This window comes from Mannheimia massilioguelmaensis, from assembly GCF_000940515.1.
Classification (GTDB): Bacteria; Pseudomonadota; Gammaproteobacteria; order Enterobacterales; family Pasteurellaceae; genus Basfia; species Basfia bettyae.
Genome location: NZ_CDQL01000004.1, coordinates 126,622 through 149,914, shown reverse-complemented (window position 1 = coordinate 149,914; position 23,293 = coordinate 126,622). Strand labels below are relative to the sequence as shown.

The following is a 23,293-nucleotide window of genomic DNA, read 5'->3' as shown; positions in this document are numbered from 1 at the left end:
TAAAGTGCGGTCTTATTTTAACTGATTTTATCACCAATTATAATACATCAACACAGTTTAAATCTTGGAAAGATTGTTCTAAACGTTTAGACATAGATTCTTCCATTTTACGCAACCAAACACGTGGGTCATAGTATTTTTTATTTGGTGCATCAGGGCCTTCAGGGTTACCTAATTGACCTTGTAAGTATGCTTCATTTGCTTTGTAGAATTGAAGGATACCATTCCAAGATGCCCATTGAGTATCAGTATCGATATTCATTTTAATTGCACCATAACTAATTGCTTCACGGATCTCTTCACGACTTGAACCTGAACCGCCATGGAATACAAAATCAATTGATTTAGCTGGTAAGTTACGTTCTTTAGAAACAAATTCTTGTGAGTCACCTAAGATAGATGGTTTTAATTTTACGTTACCAGGTTTATAAACACCATGTACATTACCAAATGCCGCAGCTACTGTAAAACGAGGGCTGACTGGATGTAATTGATCATAAACATATAGTACATCTGCAGGCTGGGTATATAAACGAGACTCATCAACACCAGAATTATCGACACCATCCTCTTCACCACCAGTAATACCGATTTCAATTTCAAGTGTCATTCCCATTTTGTCCATACGTTCTAAGTATTTACGACAAATTGCCATATTTTCAGCCATTGGTTCTTCTGAAAGATCTAACATATGAGAAGAAAATAATGGTTTACCAGTTTCCGCAAAAAACTTTTCACCCGCATCTAATAAACCATCAACCCATGGAAGTAATTTTTTAGCACAATGGTCGGTGTGAAGAATCACTGGTACACCATACTCAGCAGCTACAGTATGAACATGTTTAGCGGCAGCAATAGCACCTAAAACATCAGGACGAACTCCAGTTGCAGGTTTAATGCCTTTTCCTGCATAGAACGCCGCACCACCGTTAGAAAATTGAATAATCACAGGAGCTTTCACTCGAGCTGCTGTTTCTAAGACAGCATTGACTGAATCAGAACCGACACAGTTTACTGCTGGGATTGCGAAATTATGTTCTTTTGCATATGCAAATACTTTTTGTACGTCATCGCCAGTTAATACACCTGGTTTTACGATGTCTAATAATTTAGCCATGTTTGCTTTTTCCTCGTTGAGTTAAACCTTTTTCATAGGTGCAAAAAAACAGCTTTGCACCTTGGATTTTAGTCACTATTATTTAGCACGTTTTTCTAAGATTTCAACAGCAGGTAAAACTTTACCTTCCACAAATTCTAAGAAAGCACCACCGCCCGTTGAAATATAAGAAATTTTATCTTTGATACCAAACAAATCAATTGCTGCTAAAGTATCGCCACCACCTGCAATAGAGAATGCACCATTTGCGGTAGCTTCTGCGATAGCATTAGAAATAACTTCTGTCCCTTTGCGGAAATTAGGGAATTCAAATACGCCTACAGGGCCATTCCAAAGAATAGTTTTTGATTGACGAATAATATCAGCTAATTGTTCTGCTGTTTTATCACCAATATCAAAGATTGATTCATCTGCTTGTACTGCAGTTACTGCTTTCTCTGTCGCTAATGCTGTATCAGAAAATTCTGTTCCTACACGCACATCTACAGGAACTGGAATATTTGTCGCAGCAGCTAAACGTTTTGCTTCTGGGATTAAATCTTCTTCATATAAAGATTTACCAACAGGGTGACCCTCAGCAGCAATAAAGGTATTAGCAATACCACCACCCACAATAATTTGATCAGCAATTTTAGAAAGAGAATCTAAAACGGTTAATTTAGTCGAAACTTTTGAACCACCAACAATCGCTAACATTGGGCGTTTTGGTTCTTTTAATGCTTTGCCTAAAGCATCTAATTCAGCTGCTAATAATGGACCAGCACAAGCTATAGGAGCATACTCTGCCACGCCATAAGTTGAAGCTTGTGCACGGTGAGCTGTGCCGAATGCATCCATCACGAATATGTCACAAAGTGCGGCATATTTTTTACCCAATTCTGGATCATTTTTCTTTTCACCTTTGTTAATACGTACGTTTTCCAATACAACCACTTCGCCGTCATTAACTTCTACACCATTCAAATAATCTTGAACTAAACGTGCTTTAAAACCTGCCTCATTCAAATAATCAACTACAGGTTGTAATGAATCTTCTTGAGTAAATTCGCCTTCAGTTGGACGACCGAGGTGTGAAGTTACCATGACTTTAGCACCTTTCTGCAATGCCAATTTTAATGTCGGAATTGTAGCTTGAATACGTGCATCTGAAGTTACTTTACCGTCTTTTACGGGAACATTTAAATCTGCACGAATGAATAGGCGTTTGCCTGTTAAATCAAGATCGGTCATTTTAATTACTGACATAATTTATCCTCTTTTGGGTTAAAATTTAATTTTTATAGACCGCAATATTATACCTACTATTGGCTATATTGTAATAGGTCTAGATCAATTTATTCCTATTAAATGACGACAATGTTTCATCTACTATAGTCAGTTTATTCTGAAAAAAATTCATTTTATTTAGGGCAATCTATTACCTGCCATTGCAAACTGTAACAAATATAAATTTCATTACGACTTGCCCCTAAATATGCACCATTTAAATGAGGGTTATTTTTTCTGAGCCAGCTAAATAATTCTTTGCCTTTTAGCGCTTTATTCGGCAAGTTTAATGCTTGATATAATTCTTGCTGTTTAGCAAAATATTGTTGAGCCTCTTTAAAAGCACAAGCACCGTGTTTTTCCCATTCACCTTGTAACAAATTTGGGCTAGGGCTTTCATTCATATATTGGGCAATCACATTTTCATCAACGGGCGGTAAATCTCCCTGACAAAAACGGGGATGGCCAGCAGCACTTCTTGCTGTTGCACTTTGTGGCCATAAACCATGAATTATCCAGCCATATTGCTTTTTCATACCACACTGATACTCTGCAGAGGGAGGTAAGTTTTTGCCATATTTATCATATTGGGAATCACAGAATGCAGGTGACCACGAAAGTGCTAACATGTAATAATCAACTGTTGCTTTAGTATTTGGACCAATTTTATCTTCTCGCATCGCATAATCATAGTTAGTATTGATTTTCAGCGAAGAAGATTTATTTTGATTAGACTGTGGTTGAGAACGTTGTGATTGAGAAACTGCGATAGTATTTTGAGAAATTTTTTCCGATTCTGATTTATGTTTATCAAAACAACTAGACAATAATAATGTCATTGAAAGTGTAGCCAAAAGTGCTTTAATGAAATAATTTTTTTGCTGCATACTAACCTTTAAATAGAAATAAATATTTGCCTTTCTAAGGGCAATCATTATAATTTGCCGTTCTTAACGAATAACAAGGGTTTACATGGCACTTTTAATTACTGATAAATGCACCAACTGTGATATGTGCTTACCAGAATGTCCAAATGAGGCAATTTCTGTTGGCGATGAAATCTATGTAATCGATCCTAACCTTTGTACCGAATGCGTCGGACACTATGACACCCCAACCTGTCAAAAAGTTTGCCCTATTAGCAAATGTATTATCAGTGATCCAGCACATATGGAAACAGAAGAACAATTGTGGGAACGCTTCGTACTCATTCATCACGCTCATGAATTAACATAATTTATTCCCTACTAACGCAGGGAACATTATTATTTTACCCATTCGGCTAACAACACGCCTGCTACTACTGCAACATTTAAGCCTGTTCTTAATGGATTCGCAAAAGATAAATTAATCACTTCATCATTCTGCTGTGCTAAAGCGGAAGTATCTGATTCACTTAAAACAAACACCACTTTTTTAGCTAGCTCTAATTTATGTACACCTTTAGCTTGTTTATTTGTGGTCGTATGAATAATCTGATAACCTGCTTTACGTAATTGATTTAAAGCATTATCTAAATAATCCGTTTGCAAAGTATGAATATATTCCATTCCACCTTCCGCTACACGCATTGCAGCCGCAGAATTAAGCATGTCCACATCATCAATAATCACACCTTTTACACCATAAAATGCACAAGTACGCACAATTCCACCAATATTTTGTGGATTGCGAATATTGTCTAACATCACTAATGCGTCTTTTTCACGAGGAATATCTAAATAACCAGATAAAGTAAATGGACGTGCTTTTTTCACTAACATGCAAATTCCACCATGATGTTCAGTGCCACTGACTAATCCAAGCTCTTCACGATCCACAACATGATAGACTTTTTTATTCGTCGCCAAATAACTAAACATATCTCCCACTTTATGCGCCATCTCAACTGTTGCCCATACTCGAACAATACTTTCAGGACGTTCCGCAAATAAAGCTAAACAAGCACCTTCACCATAGACTTTCATTTCTTCAGAACGATTCTTTTTAATTTTTTCAGGTGCACGAGGTGACAATGGACCTGTTTTTTTCACAGGAGCCACATTAGTCACACCCGAACTTTTTACCATGACTTTAACATTTCCTGCACCACTTGCCTTTTCCATAGTGGTCTCGGTCACACGTTGTTGTAAAAACGGTGAACGGGGATTTCTACGTTCATTCTCACGATCATTGCGAGGACTAAAAGTGCGGTCATTTTTTGAAAAATTTTGTCGTTCTTGTCGACCATCATCTCCAAACTTACGTTTTCTCTCTTCAAAACTATTACCTGAACGATGATTATCATCTCGTTCAAAACGTGACTCATTATGTCCAAACTGCAGTCTATTTTGACTACGTTTCTCATTACGATTATTTAGAGAACGTTCATTAAAACGTTTTTGGTGAGAAGATTGTTGAAATTTAGTTTTTTGGAAAGATGATTTATCATTCATATAAGAATCGCCATTTATCAAGAATTGGATTAAAAGTAAACACTTCTAATAAAAATTTTAAGCATTATAGCGAAAAAAAACCTTTTTTGTATCAATTTAGGTCGTAAATATTGTAAACTACTAAATCGCAATAACGCATAACAGCGTAGAAGAAGAAATATTATGTTAGTGAATAAGATTAAACGAGCAAAACAACATCTGGAACATTTGCCTTATCTAGTGCAATCAGCTTCAGATTTTGAAATTATTCATAGCCCAGCTCAATTTAAAAGAACAATTATCGAATTAATTCGTACGGCTAAAACACGTATTTATATTACTGCACTTTATTGGCAGTTAGATGAAGCAGGCCAAGAGGTTTTGGATGAGCTATATTTAGCTAAACAAAAAAATCCACAACTTGATATTAAAGTTTTAGTGGACTGGCATCGTGCACAACGAAATCTATTAGGTGCAGAGAAAAGTGCAACGAATGCAGATTGGTATTGTGAACAACGTGAGAAATACCAGGCTGATTCTATCTTCTTTGGTGTACCCATCAATACTCGGGAAGTCTTTGGTGTATTACACATTAAAGGCTTTGTATTTGATGATACAGTGCTTTATAGCGGTGCCAGCATTAATAACGTCTATTTACATCATCAAGATAAATATCGTTATGACCGTTATCAAAAAATTACTAATGCTAGCCTTGCCGATACTTTAGTAAATTTTGTAACCCAATATTTACTTGATCCAACCGCAGTATATAGCTTAGATAATAGACAGCGTCCAACAACGAAAGAGATTCGTGCACATATTAAAGCATTCCGCAAAAATCTTGCCAGTGAAGCACATTATCAAGTCAAAAATGCGGTTGCCTTTACCAATGAACAATTAACAATTGCCCCATTATTTGGTTTAGGTACACATGAAAACCTGCTTAATAAAATCATTGCTGATTTATTTATGTTGGTAAAAGAAAAATTGGTGATTTGTACCCCATATTTTAACTTTCCTCGTACTCTACAAGGAAAAATTAGCCATTTATTAAAAGAAGGTAAAAAAGTAGAAATTATCGTTGGCGATAAAGTGGCGAATGATTTCTATATTCCACCAGCCGAACCATTTAAAATAGCAGGAGCACTTCCATATTTATATGAGAAGAATCTACGTGCTTTTAGTAAAAAGTTTGCGGCACAAATTGACTCTGGCAATTTAGTCATTCGCACTTGGAAAGATGGTGATAATACCTATCACTTGAAAGGAATGTGGATTGATGATGATTATCTTCTTCTCACAGGCAATAATTTAAATCCTCGAGCATGGCGTTTAGATGCTGAAAATGGCTTATTAATTCATGATCCAAAACAGCAATTAAAAGCTCAAACACAGCAAGAATTAGAACATATTCGCCAACATACTCAAGTTTTACGTAGCTATACTGAGTTAGAAGAAATGGAACAATATCCAGAACCTGCTCAACGTTTACTAAAACGTTTTCAACGTGTAAAAGCGGATAAACTAGTAAAAATGATTCTCTAATTTATCCATTATAAAAAAGTGCGGTTGTTTTACCGCACTTTTTATTTCCCACTCATCAATAGCTTGACTCCTACAAAAATTTTTACCATATATTAATACATAAAAATCCTTAAAATTAACCGCACTTTGAGCTATCTTAACAGCGAATTGAAAATTGCTGTATTTTTATACGCAAAATTTTACATAAATGTTACAATGGCAAAAACCCCCTTATCTTAACTTGCCAACTACTTTTAGGAATCTAATATGAAAAGCGATGTAGAAATTGCCCAATCAGTATCAATGCAACATATTAATTGTATTGCAGAAAAATTAGGATTAAATTCGGAGTTAATTGAGCAACATGGTAAATACCGTGCAAAAATTGATCCACAAGATACCTACCAACGGCCTTCTAAAAACGGTAAATTAATTTTAGTTACGGCAATCAATCCAACCCCTGCGGGTGAAGGTAAAACCACGGTAACAATTGGTTTAACAGATGCTTTAAATCAATTAGGCAAACAAGCTGTGGTTGCTCTGCGCGAACCTTCACTAGGCCCTGTATTTGGGATTAAAGGTGGCGCCGCAGGTGGTGGTTATGCTCAAGTATTACCAATGGAAGATATTAATCTACACTTCAATGGCGATTTCCATGCAATTACTAGCGCCAACAATCTATTAGCCGCATTAATTGATAATCATATTTACCAAGGAAATGCACTTAATATCAATCCTAAACAAGTGGTCTGGCGTCGTGTACTTGATGTTAATGATCGTCAATTACGTAATATCGTTAGTGGTTTAGGTGGTGCAACCGATGGCGTAGCTCGTGAAGATGGTTTTGATATCACTGTCGCTTCTGAAGTCATGGCAATTTTCTGCTTAGCAACAGATCTTAATGACCTAAAAGAACGTTTAGGTAATATTTTAATTGCTTATACTTATGACAAACAACCTGTGTATGCAAAAGATATCAAAGCACAAGGTGCAATGGCTGCATTATTAAAAGATGCCATCAAACCTAATCTGGTGCAAACTATCGAAGGAAGCCCCGCTTTTGTACATGGAGGACCTTTTGCTAATATTGCTCATGGTTGTAACTCAGTATTAGCCACAACATTAGCAAAACATTTAGGTCAGTATGCAGTCACTGAAGCAGGCTTTGGTGCTGATTTAGGTGCAGAAAAATTTTGTAATATAAAATGTCGTCTATCAGGCTTAAAACCTGATGTCGCAGTCATTGTGGCAACAGTACGTGCTTTAAAATATAACGGTGGTGTAGATAAATCTGAACTCAATCAAGAAAATCTTGAAGCCCTTAAACAAGGATTACCGAATTTATTAAAACATATTCATAACTTAAAAAATGAATTAGGTTTACCTGTTGTAGTTGCAATTAACCGTTTTGTTACTGATACAGATGCAGAACTTGCACTTATTCAAAACGCTTGTGCTGAACGTGGAGTAGAAGTTTCACTCACTGAAGTCTGGGGAAAAGGTGGTAAAGGCGGTTTAGATTTAGCTAAAAAAGTGATACATGCTATAGAATCACAACCTAATAACTTCAAATTTACTTACCATAGTGAACAATCTATTCATGATAAAGTAAAAGCAATTGCACAAAAAATCTATGGTGCAAATGATGTTATTTTTAGTCGTGATGCGCTCTCAGAAGTGAAAAAATTAGAAAAATTAGGTTTAGATAAATTACCTATCTGTATGGCAAAAACACAATATTCATTAAGTGATGATGCTAAACAATTAGGTTGCCCTAGCGGATTTGATATTAACGTAAGAAGTATCAGCTTATCTGCTGGTGCAGGATTTATTGTAGTAATTTGTGGCACCATTATGCGTATGCCAGGCTTACCAAAAGTTCCAGCATCAGAACATATTGATGTAACATCAGAAGGTGTAATTACAGGCTTGTTCTAATCACCATAACATAAAAAAGTGCGGTAAAAATTTTTAAAATTTCTACCGCACTTTTTATTTTAAAATACGCTATTTAACTAAACCACCACTGGCTTGTAAATCCGCATGATAAGATGAACGAACAAATGGCCCACAAGCGGCATGTTCAAAGCCCATTGATTGTGCCTGATTGCGGAATTCATCAAACTCTTCAGGTGGTACATAACGTGCCACAGGCAAATGGAAACGGCTAGGTTGCAAATACTGACCTAAAGTTAACATCGTAACCCCATTGGTACGTAAATCCTGCATTACCTTAAGAATTTCTTCGTTAGTTTCACCTAACCCCACCATCAAACCTGATTTAGTTGGAATATTCGGGAATAATGCTTTAAATTCACGTAACAATTTTAATGACCATTGATAATCTGCACCTGGACGAATATCTTTATATAAACGTGGTACATTTTCTAAGTTATGATTAAACACATCAGGAGGATTATCTTTTAACTTATCCAACGCTTGTTCAATTCTTCCACGAAAGTCAGGGACTAAAATCTCAATTTTAGTATTAGGATTGAGCAGACGAATTTGTTTAATACATTCTGCAAAATGACCCGCACCACGATCAGGTAAATCATCTCTATCCACAGAAGTAATGACCACATATTTCAATTTCATGTCTTGGATTGTTTCTGCCAATTTTTTCGGTTCATCTGCATCTGGAGGCAATGGTTTTCCATGTGCCACATCACAGAATGGACAGCGACGAGTACAAATTGCCCCAAGAATCATAAACGTTGCCGTGCCATGGTTAAAACATTCATGTAAATTAGGACAAGAAGCCTCTTCACAAACTGAATTTAAACCATGACGACGCATACCATTTTTGATGCTTTCGATTTTTGCAGAATTCGCGGGTAATTTAATTTTCATCCAAGCAGGTTTTTTCAATAATTCCTGATCAGGATCGATATTTTTCACTTGGATAATGGTCGTTTTCGCCGCATCACGATATTTTACCCCAGGCTCCATTTTAAATGGCGTACTCATAAATATTCCTTGCTTCCCTAAATAACTGATTTCAGACAACATGCCCTATTTTGCTAAATGGCATTGAAGAAAATCAAATGTTAAAAATTTGTTGCTTATTGTAACCTAAAATTGTTACAAAGTGATCAACTAATTTGGGTGAAACTTTATCACATTGAGCCTCATTTGAATTGATAAAATCAGCCAATTGGGTCATTTCTAGTCCAGCATAGCCACAAGGATTAATACTATGAAAAGGCGAAAGATCCATATTTATATTAAATGCTAGACCATGAAATGAACGCCCATGACGAATACGTAAACCCAAAGAGCAAATTTTTCGACCATCAATATAAACACCTGGTGCATCCACTTTTGGATAACCTTCAATACCATAATCTGCTAATGTTTTTACCACAGATTGCTCTAAAGCCGTGACTAAATCTCGAACACTTATTTCTCGCCCCTGTGCTTTAAGGCGTTTAATATCAATCAACACATACATCACCTGTTGTCCAAGTCCATGATAAGTAATTTGACCACCACGATCAGTTTGAATCACAGGAATATCTGTTTTTTGCAATAAATGTTCTGCTTTACCTGTTTGACCTTGAGTAAATACCGCAGGATGCTCAACTAACCAAATTTCATCTGGGGTTTGTTCATTACGTTGATCTGTGAATGATTGCATTTTATGCCAAGTTTCTTGGTAATCTTGAATTCCAAGTTGGCGAACAATTAAACGAGGTTCCATTATAAAATTCTCTTTTAACACTAATAAAAAAGCTGATGGTGTACATCAGCTTTCACATTAATTAAATGACCAGTTTTACACCATCAACTTTTGCCAATTCTTTATATAGGGTTTCCACTTGATCAAAATTTTCCGCCACAATATCAATAGAAACTGAATTATAAGTTCCTTTACTACTTTTTGTTTCTCTCGGAGTATAATCACCTTTCAAATATTGCTGAACTACTGCGACAAGATCCGCAGCTAAACCTTCTCGATTGATCCCTGCGACTTTAAATGTCATTTTTGCAGGAAATTCCATGACGTCTTTTAATTTTTCAAAATCTTGTTCTGTTGCCATAATTTTCTAAATATTCAACCTTAATAACAGGCAGACCATAAATCTGCCTAAAATATACTATATTAATGAAAAAAGTGCGGTCAATTTTCAAAATTTTTAGAATAAGCTTTTAATCGTTAATACTAACCAATCCCAAGCTTTACCAAATATACCGCCTTCTTGCACATCAACCATTGATTGAAGATCAAGGGTTGCAACATCTTTACCATCTAATTGATAAATCACTTTACCTACAACCTGACCTTTTGCTAAAGGCGCCTCTAGATATTTCTGATTTAATTCAAAACGAGCCTTCAAATCCGCATTACGCCCTTTAGGAATGGTAATATAGCTATCTTGCAATACACCAACTTCAATTTCGCCCTTATCACCATAGTAAACACTTTGTTTAGTTACCGCTTTACCTGCTTCTAAAGTTCTGAAAGTATCAAAACTATTAAATGCCCATTGTAATAATTTTTTACTTTCAACTTCACGTCCCTTATAAGTTGGCACGCCCATCACAACAGAAATTAAACGCATATTATTTGAATTCGTTGCAGAAGCCACTAAGTTATAACCAGCCTGGCTTGTATGCCCTGTTTTCATGCCATCAACATTGATGGTTTTATCCCATAATAATCCATTACGGTTAGGCTGTTTAATTTTATTAAAGGTAAAATCTTTTTCTGAATAAATTTTATATTCTTCAGGTAAATCACGAATAACATGAGCACCCATAATTGCCATATCACGAGCAGATGAATATTGATTTGGATCGTCTAAACCATGTACTGTAGTAAAATGAGTGTTTTTTAATCCAAACTGCTCTACATATTTATTCATGGTCTCAATAAACTTTTCTGTTGTTCCAGAAACATGCTCAGACATTGCCACACATGCATCATTACCTGAAACCACAATGATCCCACGATTTAATTGTTCTACTGTGACTTGTTGATTTAAATTTAAGAACATTTTTGAAGAATCTGGAAAGTTTTTTCCCCATGCACTCTCACCGATAGTCACTGTATCTGTATTATGAATTTTACCTTGCTTAATAGCATCTCCAATCACATAACTTGTCATAATTTTAGTAAGAGATGCTGGATATTGACGTTGATCTGGATTTAGTGAAGCGAGTATTGCGCCCGAATTATAGTCCATTACCACATAGGTTTGTGCATTAACTTGAGGAGGTGTAATACCATAATTAATATCTTCAGCAGATGCTGTAAATGGAAGAACAAATAGCGGAATGAACATCGCTAAGCGTGTTTTTTGTAATGCTTTCTTAAACATTGATAAATCCTTCAGATAATGTTTGATAATGTATTTTCTATTTAAACGATAAATTATTGCGTCTAAATAAACACACAAAGTGACTTTAAGTAATAAAGTCACTTTGCATTTAAATGATAATTCATTTGAAATAATGCTTTATTTAATTCTATCACGAGCTTCGTTTGATTTGGCATTTTTTACTAATGTTGAAGCCCCAGCCCCAGAAATTTGTCCTTGCCGATCAACATGTAATGCCTCTACTCGAACTCTACCCACGCCAGAACTAATAAGTCCAATTTCACTTGCTGCTGCCCGTGATAAATCTAAAATACGAGTGTTTGAAAAAGGTCCACGATCATTAATTCGTACAATGACTTTTTTATTATTACGCAGATTAGTCACTAACGCATAAGAACCTAGAGGTAAAGTTTTATGTGCGGCAGTAAATTTTTCTTTATTATAAGGTTCACCACTTGCAGTACGGCGACCATGAAAATTATTATGATAATAACTAGCTTTACCTTCTCTACTATAGTTTTTTGCATTATTTGAAGTATAGGTAGTGTATGCTTGACCATTCACAATATAAGTATTAGAAAAGTTAATTGTCCCTTTATGCTCTAACGTGGGGCCCGCAATGCCATAGTGCTTCTTTGTACTATGCTTGGCATCACTATTCGCTGAACAAGCCGTCAGAATAATAGACAGTAATATAGTTAATAAAAATTTTAGCTTCATAAGTAATACTCTAGGTTAGTGTCCTAAATTTTTACAGTTCATAAACAATTGAGACTGTATAAACTTTAATTAGTTCCCTTTATGATAAAGAGTACGCTTGTGAGTATGAATTGACATAATCAATCCAAAACCTGCCATCAATGAAACAAATGATGTTCCACCATAGCTAATGAGTGGCAATGGTACACCGACGACGGGCAAAATGCCACTAACCATGCCAATATTAACAAAAATATAAACAAAGAAAATTAAGGTTAGCGAGCCTGTCAAAATACGACCAAATGCATTTTCTGCTTTTACGCCGATAATTAGACCTCGTACAATAATGAAGAAATAAATCAACATCAACAGAATTATTCCAATCATACCATGTTCTTCGCTTAATACAGCAAAAATAAAGTCTGTATGAGGTTCGGGTAAAAACTCTAACTGCGACTGAGTGCCTAACATCCAGCCTTTTCCTGATATTCCACCAGAACCGATAGCAATCTGAGACTGCAAAATATGGTATCCTGCTCCCAATGGGTCTTTCTCGGGATCTAACAAAGTTAACACACGTGTTCTTTGATAGTCATGCATCAAATACAACCACATAATAGGAATAAATCCTGAAACCCCGATTACCGCAATCAGTATCAGCCACCAACTCATACCTGCTAGAAATACAACAAAAATCCCAGATGCAACCACTAGAATCGATGTTCCTAAATCAGGTTGAATTGCGACTAAAAGAGTGGGGACCACAATAATCGTTAATGCAATCAAGGTTTCTGATAATTTTGGTGGAATACTACGATTACCTAAATAAACAGCCACCATTAAAGGCACAGATAGCTTTACAATTTCAGAAGGCTGAAATCGCAAAATGCCTAAATCTAACCAACGTTGTGCCCCTTTACTAACCGTACCAATTAAATCAACCAGAACAAGCATAATAATCCCAGCAATATAAAGGTAAGGGGCAACTCGTTGATAAAATCTTGGTGGAAGCTGCGCCATGATAATCATAACCATAAACCCTAAAGCGACTTGGATAATCCTATTCCGAAACATCACTTCGCTTCCGCCTGTGGCACTGTATAATACCATAAGCCCATAACCTGAAATAACAAGTAATCCTAACAATAGCCAAATATCTAAGTGTAATTTAGGCCAAATATTGGAGAAGAGTGATCTTTTCTCTATCATTCTGTTTCACCCTCATTCATATTCATTGGAGCATTTTCTTGATCTGGGCTAGTCAAATCTGCTGGGCTTTCATCATTACTATTTGAAACTGGCTCATCTTCTTCAATCACTGCCTGATTTGCAGGTAAAGTATCTTGAATTCCTTCTTGTTTCGCCACTTCTGGTAAACGATGTAATAAATAATAATCCATAATTTGACGGACTACTGGTGCAGCATTACCAGAACCACCACCTGCATTTTCTAAAATAATTGATACTACCATATGTGGGTTTTCATAAGGAGCAAAAGCGGTAAACCATGCATGATCATGTAATTCTTTTTTCAATTGACCAGCATTATAAGTTTGGTTTTCTTTTAAACTAAACACCTGCGCTGTTCCCGATTTTCCGCCCACATGATAAGGTGCGCTAGCAAAGGCTTTTCGACCTGTACCACTAGCCGCATGAACAACCCCAAACATCCCCCGCTTAGCTGCTTCCCAATAAGATTTATCAGGATCTGTGATATCTTCATATAATAAAGGATCTTTATAAGGCTCTATTAAAGCACCTACGGTTTGTTTCATTAAATGTGGCGTATTAACTTTACCATTATTAACCAACACGCTTGTTGCTTTAGCTAATTGTAATGGTGTAGCAGTCCAATAACCTTGACCAATACCCACAGGAATAGTATCGCCTAACACCCAAGGTTTCTTATATTTTTTTTGTTTCCATTCACGGCTAGGCATAATGCCTGTGGTTTCTTCTTGAATATCAATCCCCGTTGGCATACCAAAGCCAAAACGCTTCATCCACGAAGAAATACGATCAATACCCATTTTATAAGCCACTTGATAAAAGTAAGTATCTGCTGACTCGACAAGTGACTTATTTAAATTAAGATTACCATGCCCAGACTTTTTCCAGTCACGAAAACGTTTTGTCGTATTGGGCAGCACCCAATAACCAGGGTCAAATATTGTCATACTCGGAGTAATTACCCCTTCAGTTAATGCAGAAACAGCCATAAAAGGTTTAACCGTTGAAGCGGGTGGATAAGCACCTTGTGTAGCACGACTATATAATGGTCGATTAGGATCATTTAATAAACGTTTATAATCTGAACCTGAAATACCATCTACAAATAAATTATTATCATAACTTGGGCTAGATACCATCGCTAAAATACTGCTATCCCTAGGGTCCATTACGACCACAGCCCCTTTTTGCCCTACTAATAAATCAGTAATAAAACGTTGTAGTTGTAAATCAATAGTTAACTGAACATTCTTACCTGCAACAGGAGGTTGCTCGCTTAACTTACGAATGACTTTACCTCGGTTATTAATTTCAACTTGCTCATACCCCGCGGTTCCATGAAGTTGTTCTTCGTAGAAACGTTCAATACCTAATTTGCCAATATCCGTGGTTCCCGCATAATTTGCATATTTTTCTTCACGTTTTAAACGCTCAACATCTTTATCATTAATTCGAGAAACATAGCCTAAAATATGGGTTAATGGTTCGCCATAGAGATAATGACGTTTAAAATAAGGACGTACATCCAAACTCGGATAGTTATATTGATTCACCGCAAAACGAGCAATTTGTTCTTCTGTTAAATCTGTTTTGAGCATAATTGGTGTATAACGAGATGAACGACGACGCTCTTTTTTAAACTGTTCAATATCCTCATCAGTTAACCCCACAATATCACGAAGCTCATCAAAAGTGCGGTCTAAATTCTCCACTTTTTCAGGAACAATATACAAACCAAAAAAAGTTAAATTTTCAGCTAAAAGTTTACCATAACGATCATAAATCAAACCTCGTGTAGGTGGCACAGGCAATAATTTAATACGGTTGCCATTCGAGCGGGTTTGATATTTATCATAATCAACGACTTGCAAATGATACAAATTGGTGAATAGTATCGCAGTTAAAGCAATCGTCCCAATAAACGCAACAAGAGCTCGGCGTGCAAACAAATTCCGCTCTGCTTTATTATCACGAATCGGCTCATGTAAAGGGGCTGTAAAAAGGTTTTTAAAAAAACTCATATTCGTTAATTAGCGACTTATTCACGATGATAAGGATGATTAGTAGTTAATGACCATGCCCGATAAAGGCTTTCAGCCACCACCACACGCACTAGCGGATGAGGTAGCGTCAAAGGAGATAAAGACCAACTTTGCTCTGCAACAGCTTTACATTCAGGAGATAATCCTTCAGGCCCACCAATTAATAAACACACATCTCGCCCATCATTTTTCCAACTTTCAAGCTGTTGTGCTAACTGCTCTGTAGTCCAAGGCTTACCAGGTATATCTAAAGTAACAATTTTAGCTTTTCCACAACTGCTGAGCATAGCTTTACCTTCTTGTTCAAGAATACGTTTAATATCAGCATTTTTACCCCGTTTACCCGCAGGTATCTCAATTAATTCAAACGGCATATCTTTTGGAAAACGTCGCTGATATTCTTCAAACCCTATTTTTACCCAATCAGGCATCTTAGTGCCAACGGCAATTAATTGAATTTTCATAATAAATACTCATCAATGTGCGGTACAATTTACGAAAATTTTATGCCCAAAGTTTTTCTAATTGATACATATCGCGTGCTTCTCGTTGCATAATATGAACAATTGCTTGACCAAAATCCACAACTACCCAATCAGCAATTGATTTACCTTCTTCACCAAAGCTCTCAAATCCAGCTTGTTTACTTTCATCAATTAATTTTTGGGCAACAGAAGCAACATGACGAGTTGAACTACCAGTGCAAATAATCATATCATCAGTAATTGAAGATTTTCCTCGTACATCAATATGTTGAATATCAGTGGCTTTTAAATCGTCTAATTTATTCATTAAAAAATCAGTTAAATTCATTGTGCAATATCTATTTCCATTTATATAAAAGTGGATAATTTTAACATGAGTTTAAAAGAATCGAAACAAAGGAGTGAAATTTTGGCGAAAACAATCCCTTTGGATGGATTTTGCGAGAATAAAATGCCGTCTAAAATGTTACCATTTTAAGTGGAACTTTGGAGTTTTTGCATTGTAAAATCCAGATTGTTCGTTGAGGGGATTATAAGGGTTTTATTTTGCTAAAAAAGTGCGGTGAAAAAAATGAAAATTTTAACCGCACTTTTGATATTTTAATGACTAATCTTTTTTCGCTTTCAATATTCGCTGAGCAAAAATACCTATACCAGTTACAAAAACGATTAATCCTAAGATTTCGGCAGTAGTGCCCCAGTTGTCTAAAGATAAGGCTAATGGAGCATCTGAACCGCCAGAGGTGACTGAGGCAGCAATAATAAACGCCATAATCACGCCAATCAAGCTTTCACCCACAATTAAACCCGCTGCAAATAACGTGCCATAGCGTTCAGCTTTTTTCTTAAGTTCGCCAACCGCTTTATGATTGTGTTTTGCATAGTTTTCAATATGACGATTCATCAACCAAGCCAAAATAGCACCAATCACAATAGGTGCATTGATTGATGGTGGTAAGTAAATGCCCATTCCCACCGCTAATGCAGGTAATGCTAAGCGATTAGCACTAGATTTTTTCAATACCATATCAATGATGATTAAAACAATCCCTAAACCGATACCCGAGAAAATATAGTTCCATTCTAGATTATGCGAGAAAATCCCGTTGGCAATGGTCATCATTAAAGTGGCTTGCGGTGCAGATAAAGCTTGGCTTGCATCCATGCCTTCACGAGGCATTGCACCAGAAAAACCATAGGCATGATAGAGAATTTCTAGTACAGGTGCGATCACCAATGCACCCACGATAACCCCGATAATTAAGGCAAATTGCTGTCTCCAAGGCGTTGAATCTACTAAATAACCTGTTTTCAAGTCTTGCAAATTATCATTAGAAATCGCAGCAATACAAATTACGATAGAGGCAGTAAAAAGGGTTAATGCAGTGAGGAATTTCTGACCATCAGCGCTATCTAATAATCCTGTAGCATTACCGATCACCATTAGGATCAATGAAGTAATAACGACAGAAATAATGCCAATGCCAGAGATTGGGCTAGAAGATGAACCCACAAGCCCCGCCATATAACCACAAGCAGCCGCTACAAAGAAACCAATCACGAAGGCTAATAAGCTACAAACCACGATTAAAATCATTGCTGTAGTAGGTTCGATACCTATAGGTTGCAAGAAACTATAGAGTGCTAACACAATCAAGGCTACGCTGATTAAAGTAATGTAAATCATTGCTTTCGGCGATAAATCTTGCGAAGTGCGGTCAGTATTTTTTGCATTTGGATCTCTTAATGCACGAAAGGATTGACGCATTCCTTGAACCATTGGTTTCATTAATACTAATAATGTCCAAATCGCAGCAATTCCGATAGTACCAACCCCGATGAAACGAACTTTGGTTTTCCAAATGGTCATCGCATATCCTATCATATCCGCATCAGCGCCGATTGGAGCTGCTGAGGTAAAATAAGGCACGGCAATTCCCCAAGCAAAGAAAATACCCAGTAAAATGGCGATACCACCAACCATTCCTACTAAATAGCCAGCACCTAATAAGGCTAGTGAAAAGCCCATTGGCACTTGGAAAATGGCATTTCCGCCTTTAAACCACAAGCTAGCGCCATCAGCAATTAAACGTAAGCCGTTGGTAGCAAACCCTACCACTGCGGCAATTAATCCGCCTGTAGCAATTTCTTTTACACCACTACCCGCAGATTCATCGTTACCTGCTTTTAAAATTTCCGCAGCTGCCACGCCCTCAGGATAAGGTAAATCACTTTTTACCACCATCGAATGACGCAATGGAATGGTGAAGATCACCCCTAAAATACCGCCTGAAATACAAATTAACAGTGTTTGCCAAAATGGGAATCCTTGCCAATATCCCATCATTAGCATCGCAGGAATCACAAAGATCACTGAAGATAAGGTCCCCGCAGAAGAAGCTTGCGTTTGTACCATATTATTTTCAAGAATATTTGATCCTTTAAAAAATTTGAGCACCGCCATTGAAATTACGGCAGCAGGAATAGAAGAAGCGAAAGTTAACCCAACTTTCAACCCCAAATAGACATTAGATGCAGTGAAAATCACCGTAATCAACGCCCCCAACAACATTCCTCGTAATGTCAGTTCTTTTAATGTTGATTGATTATTTAACATATCATTCCCTAAGCAATTAAAGTTTATTGGAATATTACTCCCAATTGGGTAAATTTTTTAGCAGTTTTGATCATATTTATACAATAAAAATAATAACCTTGTTGCATAAAATGAAATTATTGTGCTATTCAAGCCTCTCGCACACCCTAAAGTGCAGTTAAATTTCGAGCTTGATAGACATCCTAATCCACAATGAATTGATCTAATTTCCCTAAAGAATAATCTACTATTTACAGTAGTTCAGCCCAATCATTCTTTAATTTTAATCGCTGAAATACTTCTCAATAGAATAGGTATTCTAGTCTTAAACCCCATAGCAGTTTGCAACTAACTACCAATTTATCAATGTTAATTTAGTGAAAAATCAGTAAAATGTCATTGTGTTTTCTTTATAAAATAAGGTTAATGATGGGAGTATGTGTTTTTTATCTATGGATGTCAAAATAAAAGTGTCGTTGGGTTTTGTATAAAATAGAAAAATGATTATACAAAGCTAACAAAATCCATGTGATTAATGTAAGTCATTTTCTAGAAATGATGAATCAATGACAAATTGATATTTGTAAAAAGCTTATTTACTTATTTAAGAAACTAACGGCCTATTTTATTATCTCAATAAGATAAAGCAGAATAAGAAAGTTGAAAATCGCCATATAAATTGCACCTAAAACCTAATGCTTTAATTTTAGGTGCAATGTACTTTTATTTCACAAAAAGTGCGGTCAGAAAAATAGAAATTTTATAGTGAAATATATTCTATCGGTTGTTCTAAATAAGCTTTAGCAAGGCTTTCTGTCATGGTTTTATGGCTTAACCCTGATTTTACTTCAGCCATCACAATTCTTGATACTGGAATATTAAAATAGCCTTGTAAACGTTGATAATTTAAAGCCGATTGTAATGGCAAAAAGCTAGGATTAAAAGCTGCGTTCTCAGCATAACGTCCCACAATAATTTGCTCACCTATTTGCAATGCCACAGCACTCAATGCTTGACTATAAGGGGCATAAGATTGGCTCACTCCCGCTATCACAGCTTGCACAACAGGATCATCAGAATGTTGTTGAATAGAATGTATTTGCGGGTCAAAAAGTACCTTCTCAATATTTAAATCTTTTGGTCCAAAAGCATCAGGCAAATAACTATGTAATAAATGATTTTGGCTATGAGGTAAATGAATTCTCAATTGACTAGCCGTATTCAACTCATTCATAAATTGACGACAGTGCCCACAAGGTGTGTAATTCACTACCATATGCATGATAGCTTTTTCTCCTGCAATCCAAGCATGGCTAATCGCACTTTGTTCAGCATGTACAGTTTGTTGCATGGCTGCTGCAGTAAATTCTTGATTTGCACCAAAATAGAAATTGCCTGAAATACCAATCGCAATTGCTCCCACATTAAAATGAGAAATCGGCGTTAATGCGTAACAGGCTGCAATAGGTAAACATTGAAGGGCTAAATCTACTGGTTTAATTTGAAATTCGTTACAAAATTTTTGTACCACGGCTTGTGGAATAAGTGCTTTATAATCTTGTTGTTGAATTTGTTGCACCATCCGTGGAATGATATGACTTTCAGTTTCATTAGCTAACATCGTTAAACGATGCTCAATACAATCCTTCATCTGACTCTCCTTAGTTTTCGCTTAAGATCTTATTATAGAATATTCAAATATAAGCTGTCCGTGATCAAGATCCAAGTTATTAAAATTTTTAATAAAAAGACCGCGCTTTTTGTTTATGCGGTCTGAATATTAAGCACGTTTTTTAAAATTTTTCTGAGAACTTCGATGATTTCGTTGCGCTATTGATGCTGAATTTTTTAATCGATAAGGCTTAGGTAAATCTTGCAGTAAAGATTCTGGATCATATTGACTCACTGGAATTCTATGACCAATATAGTCTTCAATCGCAGGTAAATTCATCGCATATTCCTCACAAGCAAAACTAATAGAAATACCACTCTCCCCTGCTCGCCCAGTTCGTCCTATCCGATGAACATAATCTTCACGATCATCAGGCAAATCATAATTAAATACATGCGTCACATCTGGAATATGCAATCCTCTGGCGGCAACATCAGTGGCAACCAAAATATCAAGTGCCCCCTCAGTAAATTGCGTTAACAACGAAAGTCGTTTTTTTTGGGCGACATCACCTGTCAATAGCCCCACACGATGACCATCTGCCGCTAAATACCCCCAAATACGCTCACACTGATGTTTCGTATTAGCAAAAATAATGCAACGTTCTGGCCATTCTTCTTCCAATAAGGTAAGCAATAATGGAATTTTGTCATGATTAGAAGGATAAAATAATTCCTCTTTAATCCGATAACCTGTTTTTTGACGAGGTTCAATTTCCACATATTCAGGATTATTCATATCTTCGAAAGCAAGCTCCCTTACTTTGTAAGAGAGTGTCGCAGAAAATAATAAAGTTAAACGCTGGTTTGGGGATGGGCATTTACGTACTAAATAACGAATATCTTTAATAAATCCGAGATCAAACATACGATCTGCTTCATCTAACACCACAACTTGAATATGCCGTAATGAAATAACATTTTGTTTCACATAATCAATAATACGTCCTGTGGTTCCAATAATAATATCAGCGCCTGCTTCAATATCCTTCAGCTGTTTATCATAACCATCACCACCATAAGCTAACGCAGTTTTTAAACCTGTAGTTTTTACTAAACGCTCTGCATCATGTGCAATCTGTACCGCAAGTTCTCGAGTAGGCGCTAAAATTAAAGCACGTGGTTGTTTTTCGACATTATTAGGATGTTTGAGTAAATGATGAAATGTCGCGGTTAAAAACGCTATTGTTTTCCCCGTTCCTGTTTGCGCTTGACCTGCTACATCTTTCCCATTAAGTGAAAGAGGAAGAGAAAGAGCCTGAATTGGCGTACAAAATTCAAATCCGTTGCAAGTTAATGCCTCTAATACTTGAGGATGAAGTGGTAAATCAGCAAAACGGGTTTGACTAAGATGATCTGTTGACATAAATAATCTATTCTTATAAAAAAATGAGCTCTAAGAATAACACGAACCATAAAATTCCTCAAAAAATGACCGCACTTTTCTAAGATTTTTAATCAAAAACTAGACACTGTGCGCATTTAGTGGTAACTTTATGCCCATTCCAAACCACCGCACAGAAATAAATAATGCGGACAATTCAAAAAACTCAACGAAAAATCCAATCAAAAACGCTTAAATTATGCATTTGACAGAACTAAAAAATACACCTGTGTCTGAATTAGTGGCACTTGGTGAAGGACAAATGGGCTTAGAAAATCTAGCTCGCTTACGTAAACAAGACATCGTATTTGCAATCTTAAAACAACATGCCAAAAGTGGCGAAGATATTTTTGGAGGTGGCGTTTTAGAAATCTTACCTGATGGTTTCGGTTTCTTACGTTCAGCTGATAGTTCATATCTTGCTGGTCCAGATGATATTTATGTTTCTCCAAGCCAAATCCGTCGTTTTAATTTACAAACTGGTGACAAAATTGAAGGGAAAATCCGTCCACCTAAAGAAGGTGAACGTTATTTTGCACTTTTAAAAGTCGATCAAGTCAATGACGATAAACCTGAAGTTTCTCGTAGTAAAATTCTTTTTGAAAACTTAACTCCATTACATGCGAATTCTCGTTTGCGTATGGAACGTGGTAACGGTTCAACCGAAGACTTAACTGCACGTATTTTAGATTTAGCATCACCAATCGGTAAAGGTCAACGTGGTCTAATTGTAGCCCCACCTAAAGCGGGTAAAACAATGTTGCTACAAAATATTGCACAAAGCATTACTCACAACTACCCAGAATGTGAGTTGATTGTATTACTAATTGATGAACGTCCAGAAGAAGTGACTGAGATGCAACGTTCAGTAAAAGGTGAGGTGATTGCTTCTACCTTTGATGAACCTGCTTCTCGTCATGTGCAAGTCGCCGAAATGGTTATTGAAAAAGCCAAACGCTCTGTTGAACACAAAAAAGATGTTGTCATTTTATTAGACTCAATTACACGTTTAGCACGTGCTTATAATACAGTGACACCTGCTTCAGGGAAAATCTTATCGGGCGGGGTGGATGCTAATGCATTACATCGTCCTAAACGCTTCTTCGGGGCTGCTCGTAATGTAGAAGAAGGTGGAAGTTTAACCATTATTGCGACCGCACTTGTAGATACAGGATCTAAAATGGATGAAGTTATCTTTGAAGAATTCAAAGGTACGGGTAATATGGAATTACATTTATCCCGTAAAATTGCTGAAAAACGTGTTTTCCCAGCCATTGATTTCAACCGTTCTGGTACTCGTAAAGAAGACTTACTCACTACACCAGACGAGTTACAAAAAATGTGGATTTTACGTAAAATTCTTAACCCAATGGGTGAAGTGGAAGCAATGGAATTCCTTATTGATAAACTCATGGTCGCAAAAACTAACGAAGAATTCTTTGAGATAATGAAACGCTCATAAAATTTTTCTAAAATTTACCGCACTTTTAAGGACGCTTTTTAGCGTCCTTTGCTTTTATTGATATGCATAAAAAAAGCAG

General features: G+C 36.4%; 20 protein-coding genes. 4 read left to right on the top strand and 16 right to left on the bottom strand.

The features are described 5' to 3' along the window. Positions 1-37 precede the first annotated feature (37 nt). The 3 genes from fbaA to BN1226_RS02040 form a co-directional block, all read right to left on the bottom strand. Complete coding sequence (fbaA, locus tag BN1226_RS02050; protein WP_005758585.1) at positions 38-1,117, bottom strand: class II fructose-bisphosphate aldolase; 1,080 nt, start codon at positions 1,115-1,117, stop codon at positions 38-40. Between the two features lie 78 nt (positions 1,118-1,195). After that, positions 1,196-2,362, bottom strand: coding sequence for a phosphoglycerate kinase (locus tag BN1226_RS02045; protein WP_044469769.1), 1,167 nt, complete (start codon positions 2,360-2,362; stop codon positions 1,196-1,198). A gap of 155 nt (positions 2,363-2,517) precedes the next feature. Continuing rightward, positions 2,518-3,270, bottom strand: a complete 753-nt coding sequence (locus tag BN1226_RS02040) for a ribonuclease T2 family protein (protein ID WP_082041897.1) — start codon at positions 3,268-3,270, stop codon at positions 2,518-2,520. An 85-nt stretch (positions 3,271-3,355) separates the two neighbouring features. Here BN1226_RS02040 and BN1226_RS02035 point away from each other — a divergent pair, with 85 nt between their 5' ends. Next, positions 3,356-3,619 carry a YfhL family 4Fe-4S dicluster ferredoxin gene (locus BN1226_RS02035; RefSeq protein WP_040596123.1) on the top strand — a complete coding sequence of 88 codons (264 nt, stop codon included), beginning with the start codon at positions 3,356-3,358 and terminating at the stop codon, positions 3,617-3,619. A 29-nt stretch (positions 3,620-3,648) separates the two neighbouring features. Here the strand turns inward: BN1226_RS02035 and BN1226_RS02030 are convergent, their stop codons facing one another. After that, positions 3,649-4,818 carry a TrmH family RNA methyltransferase gene (locus BN1226_RS02030; protein WP_044469768.1) on the bottom strand — a complete coding sequence of 390 codons (1,170 nt, stop codon included), beginning with the start codon at positions 4,816-4,818 and terminating at the stop codon, positions 3,649-3,651. Between the two features lie 162 nt (positions 4,819-4,980). Between BN1226_RS02030 and pssA the strand changes: the two genes are divergently transcribed. Beyond that, the gene (gene pssA / locus BN1226_RS02025; RefSeq protein WP_044469767.1) at positions 4,981-6,342 is read left to right on the top strand and encodes a CDP-diacylglycerol--serine O-phosphatidyltransferase; all 1,362 of its coding nucleotides are present in this window, start codon (positions 4,981-4,983) and stop codon (positions 6,340-6,342) included. A gap of 246 nt (positions 6,343-6,588) precedes the next feature. After that, positions 6,589-8,259 (top strand): formate--tetrahydrofolate ligase, encoded by a 1,671-nt coding sequence (locus BN1226_RS02020; protein WP_044469766.1) that lies wholly within the window; start codon positions 6,589-6,591, stop codon positions 8,257-8,259. Between the two features lie 69 nt (positions 8,260-8,328). On the opposite strand, the gene lipA is transcribed toward BN1226_RS02020, so the two are convergent. The 12 genes from lipA to rhlB all read right to left on the bottom strand — a co-directional run bounded on the left by lipA (position 8,329) and on the right by rhlB (position 21,734). Next, positions 8,329-9,291: a lipoyl synthase gene (gene lipA, locus BN1226_RS02015; protein ID WP_044469765.1), complete on the bottom strand. Its 963-nt coding sequence runs from the start codon at positions 9,289-9,291 to the stop codon at positions 8,329-8,331. Between the two features lie 73 nt (positions 9,292-9,364). Next, positions 9,365-10,024 carry a lipoyl(octanoyl) transferase LipB gene (lipB, locus tag BN1226_RS02010; RefSeq protein ID WP_044469764.1) on the bottom strand — a complete coding sequence of 220 codons (660 nt, stop codon included), beginning with the start codon at positions 10,022-10,024 and terminating at the stop codon, positions 9,365-9,367. 61 nt (positions 10,025-10,085) lie between these two features. Further along, entirely contained in the window at positions 10,086-10,364 is a 279-nt protein-coding gene (ybeD, locus tag BN1226_RS02005; RefSeq protein WP_044469763.1) for a DUF493 family protein YbeD, read from the bottom strand. A 96-nt stretch (positions 10,365-10,460) separates the two neighbouring features. Continuing rightward, on the bottom strand, positions 10,461-11,609 hold the full coding sequence (locus BN1226_RS02000) for a serine hydrolase (protein WP_420835339.1): 1,149 nt from the start codon (positions 11,607-11,609) through the stop codon (positions 10,461-10,463). 174 nt (positions 11,610-11,783) lie between these two features. Then, entirely contained in the window at positions 11,784-12,365 is a 582-nt protein-coding gene (locus BN1226_RS01995) for a septal ring lytic transglycosylase RlpA family protein (RefSeq protein ID WP_044469940.1), read from the bottom strand. Positions 12,366-12,434: 69 nt separating this feature from the next. Then, positions 12,435-13,553 (bottom strand): rod shape-determining protein RodA, encoded by a 1,119-nt coding sequence (gene rodA, locus BN1226_RS01990; protein WP_005758475.1) that lies wholly within the window; start codon positions 13,551-13,553, stop codon positions 12,435-12,437. After that, positions 13,550-15,595 carry a penicillin-binding protein 2 gene (gene mrdA, locus BN1226_RS01985; protein WP_044469761.1) on the bottom strand — a complete coding sequence of 682 codons (2,046 nt, stop codon included), beginning with the start codon at positions 15,593-15,595 and terminating at the stop codon, positions 13,550-13,552. The genes rodA and mrdA overlap by 4 nt, the downstream gene beginning before the upstream one ends. Before the next feature lie 17 nt (positions 15,596-15,612). Next, complete coding sequence (gene rlmH, locus BN1226_RS01980) at positions 15,613-16,080, bottom strand: 23S rRNA (pseudouridine(1915)-N(3))-methyltransferase RlmH (protein ID WP_044469760.1); 468 nt, start codon at positions 16,078-16,080, stop codon at positions 15,613-15,615. Positions 16,081-16,120: 40 nt separating this feature from the next. Beyond that, positions 16,121-16,429 (bottom strand): ribosome silencing factor, encoded by a 309-nt coding sequence (rsfS, locus tag BN1226_RS01975; RefSeq protein WP_005758412.1) that lies wholly within the window; start codon positions 16,427-16,429, stop codon positions 16,121-16,123. Between the two features lie 279 nt (positions 16,430-16,708). Beyond that, positions 16,709-18,718, bottom strand: coding sequence for an OPT family oligopeptide transporter (locus tag BN1226_RS01970; RefSeq protein ID WP_044469759.1), 2,010 nt, complete (start codon positions 18,716-18,718; stop codon positions 16,709-16,711). Between the two features lie 739 nt (positions 18,719-19,457). Further along, on the bottom strand, positions 19,458-20,348 hold the full coding sequence (gene cdd / locus BN1226_RS01965) for a cytidine deaminase (protein WP_052506672.1): 891 nt from the start codon (positions 20,346-20,348) through the stop codon (positions 19,458-19,460). Positions 20,349-20,477: 129 nt separating this feature from the next. Next, positions 20,478-21,734: an ATP-dependent RNA helicase RhlB gene (gene rhlB, locus BN1226_RS01960; protein ID WP_044469758.1), complete on the bottom strand. Its 1,257-nt coding sequence runs from the start codon at positions 21,732-21,734 to the stop codon at positions 20,478-20,480. A gap of 217 nt (positions 21,735-21,951) precedes the next feature. Here rhlB and rho point away from each other — a divergent pair, with 217 nt between their 5' ends. After that, positions 21,952-23,214, top strand: a complete 1,263-nt coding sequence (rho, locus tag BN1226_RS01955; protein WP_005758416.1) for a transcription termination factor Rho — start codon at positions 21,952-21,954, stop codon at positions 23,212-23,214. Positions 23,215-23,293 lie beyond the last annotated feature (79 nt).